The sequence below is a fragment of the Massilia pseudoviolaceinigra genome, from assembly GCF_030846505.1.
Taxonomy (GTDB): Bacteria; Pseudomonadota; Gammaproteobacteria; order Burkholderiales; family Burkholderiaceae_D; genus Telluria_A; species Telluria_A violaceinigra.
The window spans coordinates 148,439-168,241 of record NZ_JAVCWL010000013.1 but is presented as its reverse complement, the minus strand read 5'-3'; the positions used below and the strand labels follow the sequence as shown (position 1 = coordinate 168,241).

Sequence of the window (19,803 nt, the reverse complement as noted above, 5' to 3'; positions counted from 1 at the left end):
CTATGCGCACTACGCAAGAATTATTTTCCCTCGCCGGCAAGACGGCACTGATCACCGGCGGCTCGCGCGGCCTTGGCCTGCAGATGGCCGAAGCGCTGGGCGAGCAGGGCGCCAGGATCGTCATTTCCTCGCGCAAGCAGGCTGACCTGGACGAAGCTTGTGCCCACCTGAAAGAGCGCGGCATCGACGCGACCGCCATCGCCGCCGACCTGGCGCAGGACGCGCATATCCAGCCGATGGTGGACGAAGCGATGAAGCGCCTCGGCCACATCGATATCCTGATCAATAACGCGGGCGCCAGCTGGGGTGCGCCGGCCGAGGAATATCCGGTCGAGGCGTGGGACAAGGTGATGAACCTGAACATCCGCAGCATCTTTTTGGTGACGCAGGCGGTCGGCAAGGCGTCGATGATTCCGCGCAAATACGGCCGCATCGTCAACATTGCGTCCATCGCCGGCCTGGCGGGCAACGCGCCGGGGACCATGAAAACGATCGCCTACAACACCTCGAAAGGCGCGCTGGTGAACTTTACCCGCACCCTGGCGGGTGAATGGGGCGCCTACGGCATCACCGTCAACGCCATCGCGCCGGGATTTTTCCCGTCCAAGATGACCAAGGGCGTGCTGGAAACCCTCGGCGTCGAAGCGCTGGCCAAGGATGCGCCGCTGGGCCGCATCGGAGACGGTGAGGATTTGAAAGGGGCAACCTTGCTGTTCGCGTCCGACGCGGGCAAGCACATCACCGGCCAGACCCTGGCGGTGGACGGCGGAGTGTCCGCGGTATGACGGCCGGTACCTATCAGCGCATCGTCCTGGCGTCGCGTCCGCGCGGTGAACCGCAGCCTGACAATTTCCGCCTTGAGAGCGCGCAACTGCCGCAGCTTGGCGACGGCCAGGTACTGATCCGCAACCATTACCTTTCGCTCGATCCGTACATGCGCGGACGCATGAGCGAAGCGAAAAGCTACGCGGCCACCCAGGCGATTGGCGAGACCATGATCGGCGGCACGGCTGGCGAAGTGCTGGCCTCGAAGCATCCGAAATTTGCCGTTGGCGACATGGTCGTCGGCATGCTCGGCTGGGCGGAGATGGGCGTGGCCGACGGCGCCACCCTGCGCAAGGTCGATACTACGCACATTCCGTTGTCGGCCTTCCTGGGCGTGGCGGGCATGCCGGGCATGACGGCCTGGTATGGCTTGAATCACATCATGAAGCCGAAGGCGGGCGACACGATTCTGGTGTCGGCGGCCAGCGGCGCGGTCGGCAGCGTGGTCGGCCAGCTGGCCAAGCAGCAGGGCTGCCGCGCGGTCGGCATCGCGGGCGGGCCGGACAAGTGCGCCTACGTCGTCAATGAACTCGGTTTCGACGCCTGTATCGACTACAAGGCCGGCAAGCTGGTGGAGGATCTGGCGGCGGCCACGCCGGACGGCATCGACGCCATTTTCGAGAATGTGGGCGGAGCCGGTTTCGACGCCGCCTTGCCGCGCATGAACGCGTTCGGCCGGGTTGCGCTGTGCGGCATGATCGCCGGCTACAACGGCGATGACGTGTCGATCCGCAATATGCGTCACATGCTGACCAGCCGCCTGACGATTCGCGGCTTCATCGTCAGCGAGCACCTCGAGCTGTGGCCGCAAGGGCTGGGCGAACTCGGTGCGCTGGTGGCCAGCGGCAAGCTCAAGTACCGCGAAACAGTGGCGCCGGACCTGGCATCGGCGCCTGAAGCATTCATCGGCCTGCTCAAGGGCCGCAACTTCGGCAAACAACTGGTAAAGCTCATCTGACATGAAAAACTTCCAAGATAAAGTCGCCGTCATCACCGGCGGCGCGAGCGGTCTCGGCCGCGAATTCGCGAAACGCGCCGCCGGCCTGGGCATGAAGCTGGTGTTGGCCGACGTGCAGCAAGATGCGCTCGATGCGACGCAAGCCGAGCTCGAAGGCGAGGGCGCCCAGGTGCTGGCCATGCTGTGCGACGTGCGCAAGGGCGAGCAAGTCCAGGCGCTGGCGGACGCCACCATGGCGCGTTTCGGCGCCGTGCATCTGGTGTTCAACAATGCGGGCGTGGGCTCGGGCGGCTTGATCTGGGAAAATTCCGAGGCCGACTGGGAGTGGGTGCTCGGCGTGAATCTATGGGGCGTGATCCATGGCGTGCGCATCTTCACCAAACTCATGCTGGAGTGCGCCAAGGACGACCCGGCGTATGAAGGGCATATCGTCAACACGGCCTCGATGGCGGGGCTGCTGAACGCGCCGACCATGGGCGTGTACAACGTGTCCAAGCATGCGGTGGTGTCCTTGACCGAAACCTTGTATCACGACTTGCAGCTGGTGGAGGCACCCATCGGCGCATCGGTGCTGTGTCCGTATTTTGTTCCGACCGGCATCAGCCAGTCGCACCGCAACCGGCCCGAGGACGTGAAGATGACGGGCGGGCCGACCGCCAGCCAGAAGGCGGCGCAGGCGATGACGGTCAAGGCGGTCGAGTCGGGCAAGGTGTCGGCGGGCGACGTTGCGCAAACGACCTTTGATGCGATCCGCGACGGGCAGTTCTACATTTACTCGCATCCGGGGGCGCTGGGCAATGTGGGCGAGCGCATGGAAGAGATCGTCAAGGGGATCAATCCGGGCGACCCGTACAAGGCGGCGCCGCATATCCGCGACATGCTGCGCGCGAAGATGAAGGGCTAGGATGGCGAGGCGGCCGGCGCCACGCCGGCCGCTTTCACCTTGCAAGGCGCCGGCCACGGCAGTGGGCGTTGCCGCGCAGGAGCGCAGGCTAAGTCGGCATCTTGTCGCGCGGAAGGCTGATCATGAAGACGCAACTCTTGCACGGGACATCGCGCACGGTCAGTTGCCCGCCATTGGCGGTAATGCTCTGTTTTGCGATGGTCAATCCCAGGCCGATGCCGGTCCGGTCGACGCCGGCCTGGTTGAACGGCAAGAACATGTTTTCCGCGACGCCCGCCCAAGGCCGCCGCACTCATCCTGCACGTCGATATGGATGCGATTGCCGCAGGCTTAGGCCGTCAGGACGATCTGCGTGCCCGGCTTGGTGAATTTGAAGGCGTTTTGCAGCAGGTTGGCCACCGCCGCAATGAGCAGGTCCCGCGTGCCGACCACGGCCAGCTCTGCGTCGACCGGGGCTACCCGCAATGTACAGCCGTGAATTTTTGCCGACAGGGATGCGGCATTGTCGATCTCGGTGATCAGTTCGGCCAGCGAAAACGCCTAGAGCACAATACTGCTTTGACCTACTTCCCTGACATCTTCCAGCGAGGTGGTGATCAGCTTTTCCAGGCTGGTCAGGCTGCGTTCGAGGATATTGCCGGTGGCGCCGCCGAGACTGAGATTTCCCTGCTTGGCGGCCGAAAAGGCCAGCGAAGCGGTCCCCAGCAGGTTGCGCAGTTCATGCGCGAAATAGCCCATTTTTTCGCGCGTGTCCATGGCATGCGGATCGGCGACGGCCGCATCTTCCAGGAACCCGAATTCGGTGACCGCTTCGGCAATGGCGTTGTCGAGGCAACGGTTCAAGGTGCGAAACTCGACCACTGCGAACGGCGCGTCGCGCTCCACCGCAAGGTCGGTGATCGCCTGGCACAAGTCGCCGTAATCGTGCACGACCTGGTCGACGGTCAGCCCCAGCGCCAACAGATCCTTGCCATGCCGTGCGGCTGCCACACGCACTTCCGACAAGGCCGCGCCCCCGCCGGTCGGTCCCGACACGCGGCGGCTGTCGGACGGCGTTGTGGTCTGCTCGATGCGCAGTGTGCTGATCAATTGATCGAGGAACAGGGGAATGCCATTTTCCAGCTGCTCTTCCGTGGCGGAACGGCCCGGCCGCTCGCCAACCTTGACGCGGCACCTGCGCGCCAGTTCGTCGCGGTTGTCCGCTAAAAAATCATGCATCATATGAGCCTCGCGCCTTAAGACTGGCTTGAGAAAAGCATCGCAGATGTGCCAAGCAATCTTGACGATTACTCATCTTAACACCGTCGAATTGGCGCACGGCAATACTATTGGTATTTTTCGATGGATTACCAACCAGGTGGGCTTGGGCACTTCCTTGACCGGGACGAACCTCAGGCCAGCATGCGCTCGTGCAGTTCGGCAGGGGCGTCGTCATACAATTTGACCACGGTCGAGGTGCGCGTGCCGTAGCCGGGAATTTCGATGCACACCGCCGACAGCCCGCGTTCCAGATCGAGCGCGATGCCCGTATCGGGCAGGCGCATATCGGCCGCGCGCGTGGTATCGGCCAGCATCTCGAAATACGCGTCTTCCGGGGCGCCCTGGCACAGCAGGCTGGCGAACTGCGCCTTGGTGCGCACCACCTTCGGCCACGGGGCATCGAGCAGGCTGTTGGAAATGCCGTAAATCCCCGGTTCCAGCGCCTGCCCGTTGCGCGCATCGCTCCCGCCGCGATTCGAGAACCAGTACATGCCCGTACGGTCGCCCAGCACCAGATTGAAGCCGTTGTACGCGGCGCTGCCGTCGGCAATCTGTGCGATGTAGTCAGCCGCAGTCATCGTGCCCGCCAGATAATCGACCACCAGCGCCCCGCGCGATGGCGCATCGGTGCGGCGTTCTTCCGGCGCGCGGATATTGGTCAGGGCTGCGAAGCGCGGGCCGTTGGCGCCGTCCTGCGTGATGCCCATCCAGCTGCCGCCGAATTTCAGGTCGCGCCCGGCATAGATGTTCGGATGCTCGGGCCACACGCCGGCCGGGGCGGTCGGGCGGTCATAGAATTCGTCGCGGTTGGCGGCGGCAATGAGGGGCACGCCGGGAACGACCTGCCATGCAAAAACGATCAGGCACATGTGCTTATATCCGTAAAAACTTCCGTGTGGCGCGGGCCATCGGTGAACTGGTCCAGTCCGGCATGCTGAAGCGCCGCCGACAGTGCCTTGTCGAACCCGTCCGGCGTGGCAAGGTAGATTTCCATCCAGGTCTGGCGCCCATCGAGCGCGCCGGGACGGCGCTTGACCGTGCCCGACACCCCGGCTTGCGCGGCCAGCGCGGCCTGCATGGCGCGCACGCGCGGGGCAAGCTGCTGCGCGTGCTCGTCGCGCACCTTGTAGTAAATATAGAGGTCAACCATGGCAGGCTACAGGTCGAGGGCGTCGAGCGCGTAGGGCAGGGACAACAAGCGCAGGGGCACGCCGCTGGCCGAGCCGAGGCGGACGTCGCCTTGCTCAAGCGCGGCGAGTTTCATTTCCACCAATGCGTCGACACCGCCGCTGCCGTTGGGCGCGCTGTTGACGATCATGCCGCAAGGCTGGTCGGGGTCGTCCACGGCGAACACTTCGTCCCCGGCCTGGGCTGGCGCATCGATGGCAGCCAGGGCCGTACGGCGCTTGAGCTTGCCCAGATACTGGCTGCGGGCGACGATTTCCTGGCCCGGGTAGCAGCCTTTCTTGAAATTGACGCCGCCGAGCAGTTCAAGATTGACCATCTGGGGAACGAATTGTTCCTGCGTCTTGAGCGTCACTTGCGGCACGCCGGCGTGGATCTCGGCCAGGCGCCAGGCATCGGTGCCAGCGGGGCGCAAGGCGGCGGCCAGCGCCGGCCAGGCAGTTTGGGCCGCTTCGGGCGTTGTCAGCCACTGGTAGCGGGCACTGCCGAAAGCATCGGCCACGCGGATCAAGATGCCGAGCGGGTGATCGATACGGGAATAGGGCGTTGGCGGCAGCGCGCCGAACAAGGGCGTCAGCGTGGCCTCGGCAGCGGCGCCGCCGATGCCGAGCAGCACCTGGCCGGTGCCGGCATCGGCCAGCTTGGCCTTGGCGCGCAGTACGAACATGGACAGGCGCTTTTGCAGCGCCGGCTGGAGTTCGCGCGCCAGCTGCAGGAAGACGGACTCGCTGGAGCGCCACATCAGGAACGTCGCCTGCAACCGGCCTTTGGGCGTGCAGTAGCCCGCCAGACGCGCTTCGGCCAGGCCGAGGTGTTCGACGTCGTTGGTCAGCTGCTTATGCAGGAAGCCGGCGGCATCGTCGCCGGTGACGGCGATCAGGCCCTGGTCGGTAACGGGCGCGACAAAGCCCGGCGCGAGCTCGGCGACGCCCAGCGATTGGCCGAAATCAGGCACATGGCCGCTGCCATCTTGCGCGAGGCGGGCGCCCCGGGACGAGAGATATTCATTCCAGTTGTTCATAAATTCCAAATATTTCCCGATTTAAGCTTTATCATTACGGCCTCATTATAGAGATGTCGTGAAAATCGCGCCGGCAACGGCGAAAACCACAGAATCGAGTACGCACTTGTTCAAAAAATTACTCATATTGACGCTCCTGCTGTGTACCGCAGCGATGACGTACTTCTTCCACTGGGCCAAGGAGCCGATCACGACGGACGGCGATCCGATCCCGTTTACCGTAGAGCCGGGTAGCGGCGTGGGCGCCGCAGCCCAGCAGATCGCCGAGGCCGGCGCACCGGTCAACCCGTACATGCTGTCGATGCTGGCACGCGCCACCCAGACCGCGTCGAAGATCAAGGCCGGCACCTACGAGCTCAAACCCGGCACCTCGCCGCGCAAGCTGCTCGACCAGCTGGTGCGCGGCGAGTTCGCCCAGGAATCGCTGACCATCATCGAAGGCTGGACCTTCAAGCAGATGCGCCAGGCGGTGGCCGCCAGCAAGGGCCTCAAGCACGATACGGTGGAGCTGTCCGATACCGAACTGCTGGCCAGGATCACCACCGAATACAAGGCGGCGGAAGGCTTGTTCTTCCCGGATACCTATCTGTTCGCCAAGGGATCGAGCGACTTGCATATCTACAAGCAAGCGCACGCCTTGCTGCTCAGCCGCCTGGGCGCCGCCTGGGAAAATCGCGACCCGAGCTTGCCGTACGAAAATCCGTACCAGGCGCTGGTGATGGCATCGATCATCGAAAAGGAAACCGGCCAGAAGTCGGAGCGCGCCATGATCGCCGGCGTGTTCGTGAACCGTTTGCGCCTGGGCATGATGCTGCAGACCGATCCGACCGTGATTTACGGCATGGGCGACAAATATGCCGGCAACATCCGCAAACGCGACCTCGAAACCGACACGCCTTACAATACCTACACGCGCACCGGCCTGCCGCCGACCCCGATCGCCTTGCCCGGCGTGCAATCGCTGGCAGCGGCGCTGGGCCCGGCCAAGACCGACGCCCTGTATTTTGTGGCGCGCAAGGATGGCACCAGCCAGTTTTCCAGCAATTTGTCCGACCATAACCGGGCAGTGAATCAATATCAACGATAGGCGTTTTGCGTTCCATGACCGACAGTACCGCCTCAAGAGGCAAGTTCATCAGCTTTGAAGGCATCGACGGCGCCGGCAAGTCCACCCACATCGCCTTCGTGGCCGCGACCCTGGAAGCGAAGGGCAAGCGGGTCGTCTCGTCGCGCGAGCCGGGCGGCACCGCGCTCGGCGAAAAGCTGCGCGACATGCTGCTGCACGAGAAGATGCATCTGGAAACCGAGGCGTTGCTGATGTTCGCCAGCCGCCGCGAGCACATCGCCCAGGTCATCGCGCCGGCGCTCGAACGCGGCCACTGGGTCATCTCCGACCGCTTCACCGATGCCAGCTTCGCCTACCAGGGCGGCGGGCGCGGCCTGGACCGCGCCAAGATGGAGGCGCTGGAGCAATGGGTGCACCCGCATCTGCAGCCGGACCTGACCTTGCTGTTCGACGTGCCGCTCGATGTCGCGCGGGCGCGCCTGGACGCCACCCGTACCTTGGACAAGTTCGAGCAGGAAAAGGCGGATTTTTTTGCCGCATGCCGCAATGAATACCTGCGCCGCGCTGCCCAGTTTCCCGAGCGGATTGTTGTCATCGACTCCACGAAAACCATTGCTGAAACGCAGGGAACCCTGGTCGGAATACTTGAGAAACTAGGTTAAGTGTAACTTGAAACCACATGAGGTTTCTCATGCAAGTAATTGATTAAACGAAGAATGTCGCGATGAGTAATACAATTTATCCTTGGCAGGCAAGCGCGTGGCAGCAGTTGCAGCTGATGCGCGAGCGCTTGCCGCACGCGATCCTGTTTCACGGCGCCGCAGGCACCGGCAAGGCCGATTTTCTGGAAGCCTTTGCCCAATCCCTGCTGTGCGAAGACGTGCGTCCGGATGGCCACGCCTGCGGCGCGTGCGGTTCCTGCGGCTGGTTTTCGCAACAGAACCATCCCGACTACCGCCGGGTGCGTCCCGAAGCGCTGGAAGACGAGCCGCCGGCCGAGGGCGAGGAGGGTGCCGAGTCCGATGGCGGCAAGAAAGCCAAGTCGACCAAGGCACCGTCGAAAGAGATCAAGATCGAGCAGATCCGCGCGCTGGCCGACTTCATGAATATCTCGACCCACCGCCAGGGGCTGCGGGTGGTGGTGCTGTATCCGGCCGAAGCGCTGAACATGCCGGCCTCGAACGCCTTGCTCAAGACCTTGGAAGAGCCGCCGCCGGGCACCGTATTCCTGCTCTCGTCGAACAGCCTGGACCGGCTGCTGCCGACGATCTTGTCGCGTTGCCGCAAGTTTGCCCTGCCGATGCCCGACGAGACGGCGGCGCTGGCCTGGCTCAAGGAGCAGGGACTGGCCGACGCCGACAGCTGGCTGCGCGAGCAGGGCGGCGCGCCGCTGGCGGCGCTGGCACAGTCCGAGACCGGTAACCGCGACGATCTGGAAGCATTATTGCAATGCCTGGCGCATCCGAGCGTCGATGGCGCGCTGCGTACTGCCGAGAAATTGAGCAAAGCGCCCCTGGCGACGTTGGTTTCTTGGACGCAGCGCTGGCTTTACGATCTGTTTTCCTACAAACTATCGAACAGTATCCGGTATTATCCACGTTACCAGAAGGAAATCGCCGTGCTTGCTGGCAAAGTGCACACCGCGAACCTGCTGCGCGCGATAAAAAATGCAAACGACCGGCGTGCGATCGCGGACCATCCGCTGTCGCCGAAACTGTTTGTCGAAGACCTGTTGCTTGATTACACTTCATGCTGTACCTGAAAGGATTTTAATGTCTGGCAACCCTACTGACCCGAGCGCTCCGCAAATCACGCGTCCTTCGGTCCTGTCGCTTGCCATCAAGGAAAAGGCGGCGCTGTATGCCGCGTACATGCCTTTCCTGCGCAACGGCGGCATGTTCGTGCCCACCGTGAAGCCGTACAAGATCGGCGATGAGATTTACCTGATTCTGGCGTTGATGGACGATACCAACAAATACCCGATCGCAGGCAAGGTTGCCTGGATCACGCCCGCGGGCGCAAACAATAACAAGGCACAAGGCATCGGCGTGCATTTCCCCGACGACGAGACCGGCCAGCGCGCCAAGTTGCGCATCGAAGAGATCCTGGGCGCCGCCCTGCGGTCCTCGCGCGCCACCCACACGCTGTAGGACCCGGCCTTTTAACCTGACTGTCACCGTTCGCCGTATGCCGTCTTTCGTTCACCGCGTTGCCCGTCCCGACGACTTGCCCGTCATCGTCGACATTTACAATTCGACCATCGCCTCGCGCGAGGTGACCGCCGATACCGAACCGGTGTCGGTGGCGTCGCGCCAGCAATGGTTCGACGACCATGACCCGGAGCGCCGCCCGCTGTGGGTGCTGCACGCGGCAAACGATACGAGCGCCAGCCCGGCCGTGATCGGCTGGATGTCGTATTCCAATTTTTACGGCCGCCCGGCGTATTCGGGCACCGCCGAACTGTCGATCTATATCGCGGAAAGCTGGCGCGGCAAGGGCATCGGGCGTTATTGCCTGGAACAGGCGATTGCCTACGCCCCGAATATTGCCGTGCACACCTTGCTCGGCTTCATTTTTGGCCACAATGTGCCCAGCCTGGCCTTGTTCAAGAAGTTCGGCTTCGATACCTGGGCCAAGCTGCCGCGGGTGGCCAACCTGGACGGCATCGAGCGCGACCTGATCATTCTGGGCAAGCGTATCGCCTAGCGTTTACAATGGCGGGATGTATATCGACTCCCACTGCCATATCAATTTCCCCGAGCTTGCCGCGCGCATGCCCGAGATCCTCGCCAAAATGGCCGAGAACAAGGTTACCCACGCGCTGTGCGTGTCGGTCGACCTGCCGGATTTTCCCCAGGTGCTGGCCCTGGCCAAGGAATATCCCCACATCTACGCTTCGGTCGGCGTGCACCCCGATTATGAGGACACGCCGGAACCTTCGGTCGACCAGCTGGTCGAACTGTCAGCGCATCCGAAAATCGTCGCCATCGGCGAGACTGGGCTCGACTATTTCCGGCTGCAGGGCGACCTGGAATGGCAGCGCGAGCGTTTTCGCGTGCATATCCGTGCTTCAAGAATTACCGGCAAACCCTTGATCATTCACACCCGCGCCGCCAGCGTGGACACGATCCGCATCATGCAGGAAGAGGGCGCGGGAACGGACAAGGGTGGTGCGGCGGGTGTCATGCATTGCTTTACGGAATCACTGGAAGTGGCGGAGGCCGCCATCGCGATGGGGTTTTACATCTCGTTCTCGGGCATCGTCACCTTCAAGAGCGCCAAGGATCTGCAAGCCGTGGCGCGGGCCGTGCCGCTCGATCGCATCCTGATCGAGACCGATTCGCCGTATCTCGCGCCCATGCCGCACCGGGGCAAGATGAACGAACCGGGATTCGTCTGTCATGTGGCGGAGTACCTTGCGGCGTTGAAAGACGTGCCGCTGGCAGCGGTGGCGCAGCAGACTACCGACAATTTCTTCAATCTTTTCAAGGTGGTACGGAGCTGAGTTCATGTTGAATCCGCGCTGTCCGCGGTAACTGCACAGTTCTCGATGCGCCAATAGTTTTCTCAATGTTTTCAAGGCAGTAGGGAGTCAACTTCATGTTCATTCTGATTAAGCGTTTGCTGCTTGCCACCCTGCTCGCTGGCGCGAACGCGGCGGCCGATCCGGTGCGCGATGTCGTGGTGGCGGCGCAGATGGACAACGCGTCCATGGTGAAGAAACTGCTGAAAAACGGCGTCAGCCCCAACACGGTCGACCCGATCACCGGCCAGACCGTGCTGATCCTCGCGCTGCGCGAGGACGCCAACGACGTCGTCAATGTGTTGCTGGCCCAGCCCGGCATCGACCTCGAACGGGCCGCGCCGAATGGCAACCGCGCCCTGATGATGGCCGCGTTCAAGCACAACAAGCCGGCGGTGCTGGCCATGCTGGCCAAGGGTGCGATCGTCACCTATCCCGGCTGGACGGCGCTGCACTACGCGGCCGCCAGCGGCTACGCCGAGATCGTCCGCATCCTGCTCGAGCACCACGCCTATATCGACGCCGAAACGCCCAGCAAGCTGACCCCGCTGATGATCGCCGCGCGCGAAGGCCACGAATCGGCCGCCAAGCTGCTGATGCAGGAGGGCGCCGACGCCACGCTGAAGAATAACGAAAGCCTGACCGCCGCCCAGATCGCCGAGCGCGCCGACAAGCCGCGCATCGCCGACGCCATCAACGCCCACCTTTCCCTCGGCCGCAAGGGCTTGTAAGGGCTTCCCGCGGCGTGCAAGCGCCGAACTGGCACGGAAAAGCGAGTTATCTCGCGGCATCAAATTACACCCATGTTGTTGATAATGATTATGTCGTACTGATCAAGCCAAGCAACGGCGCAGGGCATCCGGGGCGCCACATCAAAGGGAAAATTTATGCTGAACGAACGCGAAATCGAAAGCTGCTATCTGGGGCAATTCATTCCTGTCCATTATCACCACAATATGTTGATGGACCAAAACCGGATGCACGGGTTCAAGTCAGCGATCCATTACGCGGTTTTCCCTGGCGCCAAGGTGCTTGAGCTCGGCGGCGGCACCGGCGTGCTGTCCTGGTTTGCGGCCGCCAAGGCCGAAAAAGTCTACTGCGTCGAGTTCAATCCCGACATGGTCAAGGAAGCGCGCAAGATGATGGCCAGGAACCCCAACGGCCACAAGGTCGAGGTGGTGCATGCCGACGCCTTCGAATACCTGCCGCCGGAACCGGTCGATATCGTGATCTGCGAAATGATTCACGTCGCCATGCTGCGCGAAAAACAGGTGGAAGTGATCGAATCGTTCAAGCGGCGCTACCTGGCGCGCTTCGGCGGCCCGCTGCCGCGCTTCTTGCCGGAAGCGGTGATCATGGCGGTGCAGCCGCTGCAGCAGGAATACGATTTCGAAGGCTTTTACGCACCCATCGTCCAGTTCCAGGAAACCACGGTGATCCATCCCGGCACGGTGGAACTGGCGCCACCGTCGGTGTACAGCATTCTCGACTTCAGCCAGCCGCTCGACACCCGCATTGCGTGGGAAGGCAAGTTCCTGGTGGAGAAGAACGGCGTTGTCAACGCGATGCGTTTCATCACCAAGAATGTGCTGGCGGTCGTGAGCGAAGAAAACGCCACCATCGACTGGCTGAACCATTACATGACCTTGCCGCTGCAACAGGGCGTGCAATGCAAGGCTGGCGACGTGCTGCAGGTCAGTTTCCATTACCGCGCGGGCGGGTCGATTCCTTCGCTCGAAGCGGCGATCCGGGTCGACGTGCTGCACGCGGTGGTGCCGGAAACCGCCGAACGGGTCCGGGTCTACGCCTGATGCCGCTTGCCGGTGGCGGGGGCTGGCCAGGGCCGCCCCGCCATCCTGGCCGATCCATTTGCCGCGCGGCAGGCGAGCCCGTAAAATGGCGGCTTCAACCGTTTATTTAAGTGCTCCATGGAAAATATTGACCAGCGTTACCTCGTCCAGCAAAACAAACTCAGCGATGATGCGCTGAAACCGCCCGTGTTCGCCAAAGTCATGCGCAGCAAGGAAGGCAAGTTCGAGGGCGTTTCCTTTATCAAGAACAAGGAAAAAGCCACGATCATGACCGTCGGGCAAGCCCAGGAAGTAATCGACTGGGCAACAAACAAGAAATCCAACGCCCACGAGTACGCCACCAAGATTATCTGCGTCGGCCAGTAAATCCCGTTTATCCGCGTTTTTTGCGCTTTGCGCGTGCCAGCCTGCGCTTGGTCGCAGCCGCATTGCCGCATTCGCCCCATGTCCTTACAGTGAACTCACCTGAACTTTTCCGATACGGAGAAAACGATGTTGAGTTTCCTGCTGTGGCTCGTGGTCCTCTTCCTGTGCTGGCCCCTGGCTCTGCTTGCGCTGCTGCTGTATCCGCTGGTGTGGCTGTTGCTACTGCCGTTTCGCCTGGTGGGCATCGGCGTGGAAGCGGTGTTCGAATTGCTGCGCGCCATAGTCATGTTGCCGGCGCGCGTGCTGCGCAGCAGCCCGGGGCGCTAGCCGGGCACCGCTTGCGGCGCGCTTGCCCGGTACTGGCGCGTCACGCCTGTTTTAATGCCTGACGCTTGGCGCCGGCGGCACGGCGCGGTGCGGCGGAAGCAAGGGGACGGGCAGGCGCGGGATGGCGCGCCGCGGCCTGCACTGCTTCATTTCCAAGTGTAAAGATACTCATCGCCTCCACCAGCGTGGCCGCCTGTTCCTGCAAGCTGCTCGACGCCGCGGCCGTCTGCTCGACCAGGGCCGCGTTTTGCTGGGTCATGTCATCCATCTGGGTGACCGCGTGATTGATCTGCTCGATGCCGGCGCCTTGCTCGGCCGAAGCCACGGCAATCTCCGCCATGATGCTGGTGATGCGCGTGACGCTGCTCAGGATCTCGCCCATCGCCGTGCCGGCTTCGTTGGCCAGCTGGTTGCCCGCTTCGACCTGGCCCACGCTATGGCTGATCAAGACCTTGATTTCCTTGGCCGCCGAGGCGGAACGCTGGGCCAGATTGCGTACCTCGCTGGCCACCACGGCAAAGCCGCGGCCCTGCTCGCCGGCCCGGGCCGCTTCCACGGCGGCATTGAGCGCCAGGATATTGGTCTGGAAGGCAATGCCGTCGATCACAGCGATGATGTCGACAATCTTGCGCGAGCCATCGTTGATGTCGCCCATGGTCCGTACCACCTGCGACACCACCGCCGCACCCTTGGTCGCGGCTTGCGACGCGCCAAGGACGAGTTCGTTGGCCTGATGGGCGTTGTCGGCGTTCTGCTTGACCGTGGACGTGAGTTCCTCCATGGACGAGGCTGTTTCTTCCAGGTTCGAGGCCTGCGATTCCAGGCGCGATGACACGTCGTTGTTGCCGGAGGCGATGTCATGCGTGGCCGCGCTGATGTTGTCGATGCTGTTCCGCACATCGCCGACGATGCCGCGCAAGCTGTCGTTCATGTCCCTGAGTGCACGCAGCATCTTTCCGACTTCATTGTCGGCGCCGACATCGAACTCATTGACCAGGTTGCCGCCGGCGACGCTTTGCGCCACCGCGACCGCATTGTTCAGCGGCACCGTGACGGCCCGCGTCACCAGCACCGTAAAGTAGCCGGCGGCGACCAGCAGGGCCAGCATGACGCCGAGCATGGTCCAGCGCTCCGTGTGGAAGTTGCCGATCTTGGCGACAAACATGGCGTCCAGATCGGCCTTGGCGGCGCTGTTGACCGCGAACTGGGCATCGATCGCGCGGGTGGCGGCCGCCACATATTCGCTCGCGCTGTAGCTGAGCGTCTCCGGTTTGAGAATCTGGGCGGTGGCCAGCTCGGTGAGCGCGACCGACATCGACACCGCGTCGTTCATCACGGCGCTCAGGCTCTTGCCGATGTCCGGGTTGTAGGCCGCCGCTTTGCCGAAGGCATTCGTGGTCTGCAGCACGCGGTCGTTGATGCGGCCGATCATCGATGAAATGATCTGGCGTTCTTCCTGGCTCGCTTCTTTCTTGCCGAGCAAGCCGGCACCTTTGGCGCGCAGCTGGCCGAGCTCTTCCGTCAAATACGGGAGCTGGTAGTACATCGCCTGGATCAACTGGTAGGAATCCTTGTCCGGATCAAGGCTGAGGCCGTAGTAATCGCCGACCAGCTCGTTCACCTTCAGCAATTTGGCCAGCAAGGCGGTATGGGCGGCGTAACTTTGAGGCACGGTAATCGTTTTTCCGGAAACGCCAGCGCGCAAGCTTTCCCATTCCCGCTTCGGGTCCGACCACAACCGCCCAATGGCAGGATCGTTGATCTTGCCGACGAGGGCGTCGACGTCCTTGTAGGCGGCGTCGGCGTCTTGTTGTTTGGCGGCACGCTTGTCGCTTGCGTCGCCGGTGCCGCCCAGCACCAGCGCCGACAGGCCGCGATGCTGCTGGGTGAACTGGATCACGCGCAGCATGCTCGCCACGCCCGGCATGCCCTGCTGCTCGGAGGAATAGGCCGCCAGGGCCTTGCCCGCTTCCTTGATGTACAGGTAGGTCGGGATCCCCGCCACCATGATCCCGATGACGCTCAGGATCAGATACGTGTGCCACACCTTGAGCCTGCCGAGTATCGATTGCGCGGACATGATAATTCCTTCATTAAGGTCGGTCAGGATTGCATCTTGAATGTTGCTCTACGCAATCAATAAACCAATCATAGCTTTATCGATCCCAATATGCATCAAAACTCACGGCGTACTCAACAAACGTTGGCACAAAAAAGACATCTCATGTTGAATACTTAACAGACGAACCGGCGCGGCTAGCCTACATTGGGGCACGGACACTGCCTCCACGCGGAAAGCAGGAGTTCGCATTCTCATTTTTATAGGACATCATCATGCGCTTGGACATCTACCGCAGGGCCGAACACGACGGCAAGTTCTCCTACCTGGCAGTTCCGCAAGACCGTAATATTCCGAATGAGGCCACCAATACGGACTGGGAAGTGGAGGCCAGGGCCTTCGAGATCGCTGACGAAGCCGACCAGCTGCCCGACTACGATATCGAACGCCTTAACGAGCAGATCGCCGAAAAAGGCTATGCGGTGACCGCGCTGCATTAATAACCCACGTAACCGTCCCTGCTGGCGGCGCGCGCCATCGATGCGGGCTGCCAGCGCCAGTAATCAATTCCATTTTTTGCAAGAATATCCGGTGAGTCCCACTCCGGACGTGCTGCCTTGCCGCGGCGATCGTCGTGCGGCCAAGGAGCTGAACGAGCCGGGCAGAGCATCCGGGTCGATGGGATAAGGCAGTGGCGGGGCGCAGTGCGCGCCCGCGCCGTATGAAGATTACTGCCCGAACGCAAGGACGGCGCACGCCGTCCCTGGTCTTCGTCAGTCCTTATGCGCCCGTCAGGCCGCTCGTCCCCGCCAGTGCGGCATCGTCGGGCAGCGTCATGCCGACCAGCTGCACGGGCGTTGGCGCCACGCCAGCCGCGCCTTCGGCCTGGTTGAAACCGACACCCTTGGCATCGACAAAGTTCGCCTGCGTCAGTGCGCTGTGCCAGTTCACGGTGGCCAGGTCGATCCGGCCCTCCAATGTCGCTTTGCCATTGTCCGCGCCCGCCAGATCCTCGATCGAGTAGATCATCGCGGCATTGGTGGTGCCGTCGACCACTGCCACCACGTGGGTCATGGTTTCGGCGTTGTAGCCGTTGAAGAGGGCGCTGATCTTGGTCAGCGTGTCGTTGGTCGTGCCTGCCGCGACGATGGTGATCGACTTGTCGGTCGCCAGGTCGGCCGTGAGGGTCCTGCCGCCCAGTGCCGTGAAGTCCAGGTGATCGATGCCGGTGCCCGCCGCGTTGAAGCGGACGATGGTGTCGTTGCCGAAGTTCTTGTCGAAAACCACGGTATCGTTGCTCGACGCCGCTTTGGTCGCCCCTGCGGCCGTTCCAAGGATCACCACATCGTTGCCCATGCCCGGCAAAATCAGGTTGTCGCTGGCCGCGGTACTGTTCGCACCGGTGAGGCTGTGCACAGCGCCGTGATCGACCGCCATCGCGCTCGCGTAGTCGCCGTTCGCATTGAATGCGGCCAGCGAGGTGTGGATCACGTTGAGCAAGCTGTCGATCGATACCGCGCCGCCGGTCAGCCCGTAGGCCGCGGACCAGGCGCTCACCTGCGCCTCGGGCAGGCTGGCGGGGTCCAGCGTTTGCAGCGATATGTTCAGGTCGGCCGGGCTCATGACGCCGTCGATCAGCGCATGCACCATCAGCGCGCTGCCGGGACCGTCGTTGGCGCGGAGCAGTTGGCTCAGCACCGGGTCGTCATTGATGGCATGCTTGATGGCCTCGTTGATATCCTTGTCGGTCGGCATGGTCATCGTCAACTTGGTTCCCACCGTCACCGTGCTGCCGATGCCCTGGAAGGTCACGTTGACCTTGGTGCCGGCCAGCTTGTAGGTATCGAGTGCATCGCTTTTCAGCGCGCCGAACTCGCGCGCCGGCGCCAGCAAGCCAATCTGGTCGGCGGTGTTGAAGACCCATTGCGCCCCGATGTAGGTGGTCGACGTCATGGTGGGCTTGGCCTCGGTCGACAGGGTCACTTCCTGCAAACCAGAGCCTTCGGCGTAGATGGCATCGTTGCCATTGCCGCCGTCGAGCACGGCATCGCCCGCACCGGGCTTGCGCAGCGTATCGTTGCCTTCGCCACCGCTCAGGGTAATGTTGTTGTTCAAGTCCTGGTTGGCCATCCAGGCATTGTTCCCTTGCACGGAAGGCAGGATACGCAAGGTCATCTGGTCGTCCCCGAAGCCGCCGGCCATCTTGAAGCGGAAATCCGTCACGCCGGCCGCGCGGGTGCCGTGCTTGGCAGCCATGTTCGACGTGATGTCCAGCATGAGATTGTCGTTGTTGTTGCCGCCAAGGTAGATGAAATCGACGCTCTCGGTGAGCGCGCCGGTCTGGCTGCCGGGCTGGCCGATGTACTTGGCCACCGCCAAGTCGCCGATCACGGCTTCGATATCGACCTTGCCTTTCATGGCGCCGGCGTTGACCTGACGTACATCGTGGAAACCGTAGGTGTCGCCGTGCTGGGAACCGCTGCGCTCGCTGACGAGGCCGGGCAAGGACTGGTCGGCGCTGTCGGTGCTGCCGCGCACCGCCACATCGCCCTTGACGACGCCATTGACCAGATTGACCGATTCGAGCTTGTTGTAGGTCGAATTGATGGTTTGCAGGCGGCTGGAGTTTTCCACGGTGATATTGAAGGCCTCCACCCCGGGCTGGGCGAGCGTGGCGGTCGCTTTGGCGCCGATGACCAGGTCGCCGCCGGTGCCGCCGCGGCCGACGCCATCGAGAACGACGGTGCTGGTAATGAGCGCGCGCCCCGCCGCGGCCGGACCGATCGGGAGCGCCTTGTGCATGTATGCATCGTTGGGGATGACCGGTGACAGCCAGCCCGAAGTGTTGTCGGTGGTCATGGTGCCGGTGCCCGGATTGGTGATCACGATTTCCGTCCCGCTCAGCAGGTGGCCGGACTGCGAGTCGTACGTCTCGAACTTGCCGCCCAGGGTCGCCACCAGCTTTTCCAGGCCCGGCGTGACGGCGAGCTGCGCCCGGATCGCGACGAGCAGCTCGGGATAAGTCTGGGCGTTGTCGATCGCGGGCGAACGGACCTGCGTCGGCTTGCCATTGAACGAAAACACAAAACCGTCGTAAGGGTTGCCTTTCAAGGGCGCGCCGTCGGTGTCGGCCGAGCGGGTATCCATCAGCTGCAGGCGCAAGCTGTTCCCGCCAACGGTCGGATTGAGCGCGCGCAGGGCGGCCGTGTCGAAGTACACGCCGAAGTCGACATTGCCGGCATCGGTGCCGACCATGGCGACGGTGACGTTTTCCGGCAGCTGCGAACTGGCGATGCCGGCGCGGTCGATGACCAGGTCTCCGCGGCTGTGATTGCTTTCCCAGCGGGTGACGCCCTTCATCAGCGCGCCGTTGATCTCGATCGGCGCGGTCGTGCTGATGCTGCCGTCTGCGCGCACGACAATGTTTTCGACGCCCTGGGTTTCCAACGCCAGCGCGCTCGCCTGGAACACGCCGACATTGGCGCGCAGCGTGTCGACGCCGTCGCCGGCGCTGATGCGGTCGCCCGACTGCAAGGTGTTGCTGCTGCCTGCAATGTTGGCAACGAACAGGTTGGCGCCGCTGACGCCGGCGAGGTTGTCGGCACCGGTGGTCAGCGCGATCGCCTTGGTCATCTGCGCGAGCGTGCCGACGACACCTGCCTGGTACGTCCCCGGGTCGGTGCTTGCGCTGACCCCGGCGAGCACGTCGCGCCCTATCTGGGCGGCGACGGCGCCGTGGTAGGCGCCCACTTCCGCCACCGTGTCGAGGGCGTTCGTGAAATTGGTGGCGACGGCGACTTTCTTGGCGATCAGCGCGGCATCGGCGCCATTGGCGACGATGGCGCCGGTCAGGATCGAGTGGGCGGCGGCGGCGAGGGTCAGCGAGCCGGTATCGATCGCATTGGTCCAGAATGCAAGGCCGCTCTCAGCCGGCGCGCGGCCGAACAGGTAATGGAAGACTTCGGTCACGAAGTGTGCGGTGACGAGGCCGGCCGCGCCGGTGCCGTACAGAACTGTCGACTCTGCGCTCTTGCCGAAACTGTCCATCAGCGCGCGAACGCTTGGGTTCGATGAATAGGCGGCATCGAGGTCGGAGGTCGTGGTCGGCGCGCCGGCCGCGGCCAGCGCGGCGGTCATGCTCTGAAGCCCGGCGCTGTCGGCGGGGCGGCCAAAATAGGAAATATAGAGTTCTTGCGCTACTTTCGTGTATGCACTTGCCGTGGCCATGGTCGTTCCTTGAAAGAATGATGGGATGCAGGAGCAGCGCGCCAACGGAACATACGGGCGCGGCCGGCCTGGCGAATATCTCTATATTGCCACATCGAAATTGCAAAACGGGATGATTTTATTGTAAATATTTCTTTTTGTGGCCGGCTGGCGTCCCGCTCGCGGGTTTCAATACCTGGACGGCAGGGCCGAGGCACTGGCCTGGTCCGGATGCGGCCACCAGGCCGCCCATTCCGCGTTTCAAGTCGGGTAAGGCTTTCCGGGCAAACGG

General features: G+C 62.8%; 22 protein-coding genes. 14 read left to right on the top strand and 8 right to left on the bottom strand.

Going from position 1 to position 19,803, the window contains the following annotated elements:
* Window positions 1-2 precede the first annotated feature (2 nt).
* From RBA40_RS14860 to RBA40_RS14850, 3 genes are read left to right on the top strand one after another with little or no spacing between them, the layout of a single operon-like run.
* The gene (locus RBA40_RS14860; protein ID WP_306648590.1) at window positions 3-785 is read left to right on the top strand and encodes an SDR family oxidoreductase; all 783 of its coding nucleotides are present in this window, start codon (window positions 3-5) and stop codon (window positions 783-785) included.
* Window positions 782-1,783, top strand: coding sequence for an NADP-dependent oxidoreductase (locus RBA40_RS14855; RefSeq protein ID WP_306648589.1), 1,002 nt, complete (start codon window positions 782-784; stop codon window positions 1,781-1,783). Before RBA40_RS14860 ends, RBA40_RS14855 begins: the two co-directional genes overlap by 4 nt.
* Window position 1,784: 1 nt before the next feature.
* Complete coding sequence (locus tag RBA40_RS14850; RefSeq protein ID WP_306648588.1) at window positions 1,785-2,687, top strand: SDR family oxidoreductase; 903 nt, start codon at window positions 1,785-1,787, stop codon at window positions 2,685-2,687.
* Between the two features lie 88 nt (window positions 2,688-2,775).
* Here the strand turns inward: RBA40_RS14850 and RBA40_RS14845 are convergent, their stop codons facing one another.
* The 6 genes from RBA40_RS14845 to ygfZ form a co-directional block, all read right to left on the bottom strand.
* Window positions 2,776-2,946: a histidine kinase gene (locus RBA40_RS14845; protein ID WP_306648587.1), complete on the bottom strand. Its 171-nt coding sequence runs from the start codon at window positions 2,944-2,946 to the stop codon at window positions 2,776-2,778.
* A gap of 71 nt (window positions 2,947-3,017) precedes the next feature.
* On the bottom strand, window positions 3,018-3,152 hold the full coding sequence (locus RBA40_RS14840) for a hypothetical protein (protein WP_306648586.1): 135 nt from the start codon (window positions 3,150-3,152) through the stop codon (window positions 3,018-3,020).
* Window positions 3,153-3,227: 75 nt separating this feature from the next.
* Window positions 3,228-3,908, bottom strand: a complete 681-nt coding sequence (locus RBA40_RS14835) for a hypothetical protein (RefSeq protein WP_306648585.1) — start codon at window positions 3,906-3,908, stop codon at window positions 3,228-3,230.
* A 170-nt stretch (window positions 3,909-4,078) separates the two neighbouring features.
* On the bottom strand, window positions 4,079-4,816 hold the full coding sequence (locus RBA40_RS14830) for an NRDE family protein (protein ID WP_306648584.1): 738 nt from the start codon (window positions 4,814-4,816) through the stop codon (window positions 4,079-4,081).
* Complete coding sequence (locus RBA40_RS14825) at window positions 4,807-5,097, bottom strand: DUF4936 family protein (protein ID WP_306648583.1); 291 nt, start codon at window positions 5,095-5,097, stop codon at window positions 4,807-4,809. The genes RBA40_RS14830 and RBA40_RS14825 overlap by 10 nt, the downstream gene beginning before the upstream one ends.
* Before the next feature lie 6 nt (window positions 5,098-5,103).
* Window positions 5,104-6,153: a CAF17-like 4Fe-4S cluster assembly/insertion protein YgfZ gene (ygfZ, locus tag RBA40_RS14820; protein ID WP_306648582.1), complete on the bottom strand. Its 1,050-nt coding sequence runs from the start codon at window positions 6,151-6,153 to the stop codon at window positions 5,104-5,106.
* A 106-nt stretch (window positions 6,154-6,259) separates the two neighbouring features.
* Between ygfZ and mltG the strand changes: the two genes are divergently transcribed.
* The 10 genes from mltG to RBA40_RS14770 all read left to right on the top strand — a co-directional run bounded on the left by mltG (window position 6,260) and on the right by RBA40_RS14770 (window position 13,246).
* Window positions 6,260-7,240 (top strand): endolytic transglycosylase MltG, encoded by a 981-nt coding sequence (gene mltG / locus RBA40_RS14815; protein ID WP_374710498.1) that lies wholly within the window; start codon window positions 6,260-6,262, stop codon window positions 7,238-7,240.
* Window positions 7,241-7,254: 14 nt separating this feature from the next.
* Window positions 7,255-7,881, top strand: coding sequence for a dTMP kinase (gene tmk, locus RBA40_RS14810; protein WP_306648581.1), 627 nt, complete (start codon window positions 7,255-7,257; stop codon window positions 7,879-7,881).
* 62 nt (window positions 7,882-7,943) lie between these two features.
* The gene (locus tag RBA40_RS14805; RefSeq protein ID WP_306648580.1) at window positions 7,944-8,981 is read left to right on the top strand and encodes a DNA polymerase III subunit delta'; all 1,038 of its coding nucleotides are present in this window, start codon (window positions 7,944-7,946) and stop codon (window positions 8,979-8,981) included.
* A gap of 10 nt (window positions 8,982-8,991) precedes the next feature.
* Window positions 8,992-9,369 carry a PilZ domain-containing protein gene (locus RBA40_RS14800; RefSeq protein ID WP_054262511.1) on the top strand — a complete coding sequence of 126 codons (378 nt, stop codon included), beginning with the start codon at window positions 8,992-8,994 and terminating at the stop codon, window positions 9,367-9,369.
* A gap of 37 nt (window positions 9,370-9,406) precedes the next feature.
* Window positions 9,407-9,925, top strand: coding sequence for a GNAT family N-acetyltransferase (locus tag RBA40_RS14795; protein WP_306648579.1), 519 nt, complete (start codon window positions 9,407-9,409; stop codon window positions 9,923-9,925).
* Between the two features lie 16 nt (window positions 9,926-9,941).
* On the top strand, window positions 9,942-10,724 hold the full coding sequence (locus RBA40_RS14790; RefSeq protein WP_306648578.1) for a TatD family hydrolase: 783 nt from the start codon (window positions 9,942-9,944) through the stop codon (window positions 10,722-10,724).
* Window positions 10,725-10,819: 95 nt separating this feature from the next.
* Window positions 10,820-11,473, top strand: a complete 654-nt coding sequence (locus tag RBA40_RS14785; protein ID WP_306648577.1) for an ankyrin repeat domain-containing protein — start codon at window positions 10,820-10,822, stop codon at window positions 11,471-11,473.
* A gap of 156 nt (window positions 11,474-11,629) precedes the next feature.
* The gene (locus tag RBA40_RS14780) at window positions 11,630-12,553 is read left to right on the top strand and encodes a class I SAM-dependent methyltransferase (RefSeq protein ID WP_306648576.1); all 924 of its coding nucleotides are present in this window, start codon (window positions 11,630-11,632) and stop codon (window positions 12,551-12,553) included.
* A gap of 117 nt (window positions 12,554-12,670) precedes the next feature.
* Entirely contained in the window at window positions 12,671-12,919 is a 249-nt protein-coding gene (locus RBA40_RS14775) for a hypothetical protein (RefSeq protein WP_099879151.1), read from the top strand.
* A 126-nt stretch (window positions 12,920-13,045) separates the two neighbouring features.
* Window positions 13,046-13,246 carry a hypothetical protein gene (locus RBA40_RS14770; RefSeq protein ID WP_054264522.1) on the top strand — a complete coding sequence of 67 codons (201 nt, stop codon included), beginning with the start codon at window positions 13,046-13,048 and terminating at the stop codon, window positions 13,244-13,246.
* Window positions 13,247-13,286: 40 nt separating this feature from the next.
* On the opposite strand, the gene RBA40_RS14765 is transcribed toward RBA40_RS14770, so the two are convergent.
* Window positions 13,287-15,326 carry a methyl-accepting chemotaxis protein gene (locus RBA40_RS14765; RefSeq protein WP_306648575.1) on the bottom strand — a complete coding sequence of 680 codons (2,040 nt, stop codon included), beginning with the start codon at window positions 15,324-15,326 and terminating at the stop codon, window positions 13,287-13,289.
* Between the two features lie 254 nt (window positions 15,327-15,580).
* Here RBA40_RS14765 and RBA40_RS14760 point away from each other — a divergent pair, with 254 nt between their 5' ends.
* Window positions 15,581-15,805, top strand: coding sequence for a DUF6139 family protein (locus tag RBA40_RS14760; RefSeq protein ID WP_306648574.1), 225 nt, complete (start codon window positions 15,581-15,583; stop codon window positions 15,803-15,805).
* Window positions 15,806-16,085: 280 nt separating this feature from the next.
* On the opposite strand, the gene RBA40_RS14755 is transcribed toward RBA40_RS14760, so the two are convergent.
* Window positions 16,086-19,532, bottom strand: coding sequence for a hypothetical protein (locus RBA40_RS14755; protein ID WP_306648573.1), 3,447 nt, complete (start codon window positions 19,530-19,532; stop codon window positions 16,086-16,088).
* Window positions 19,533-19,803 lie beyond the last annotated feature (271 nt).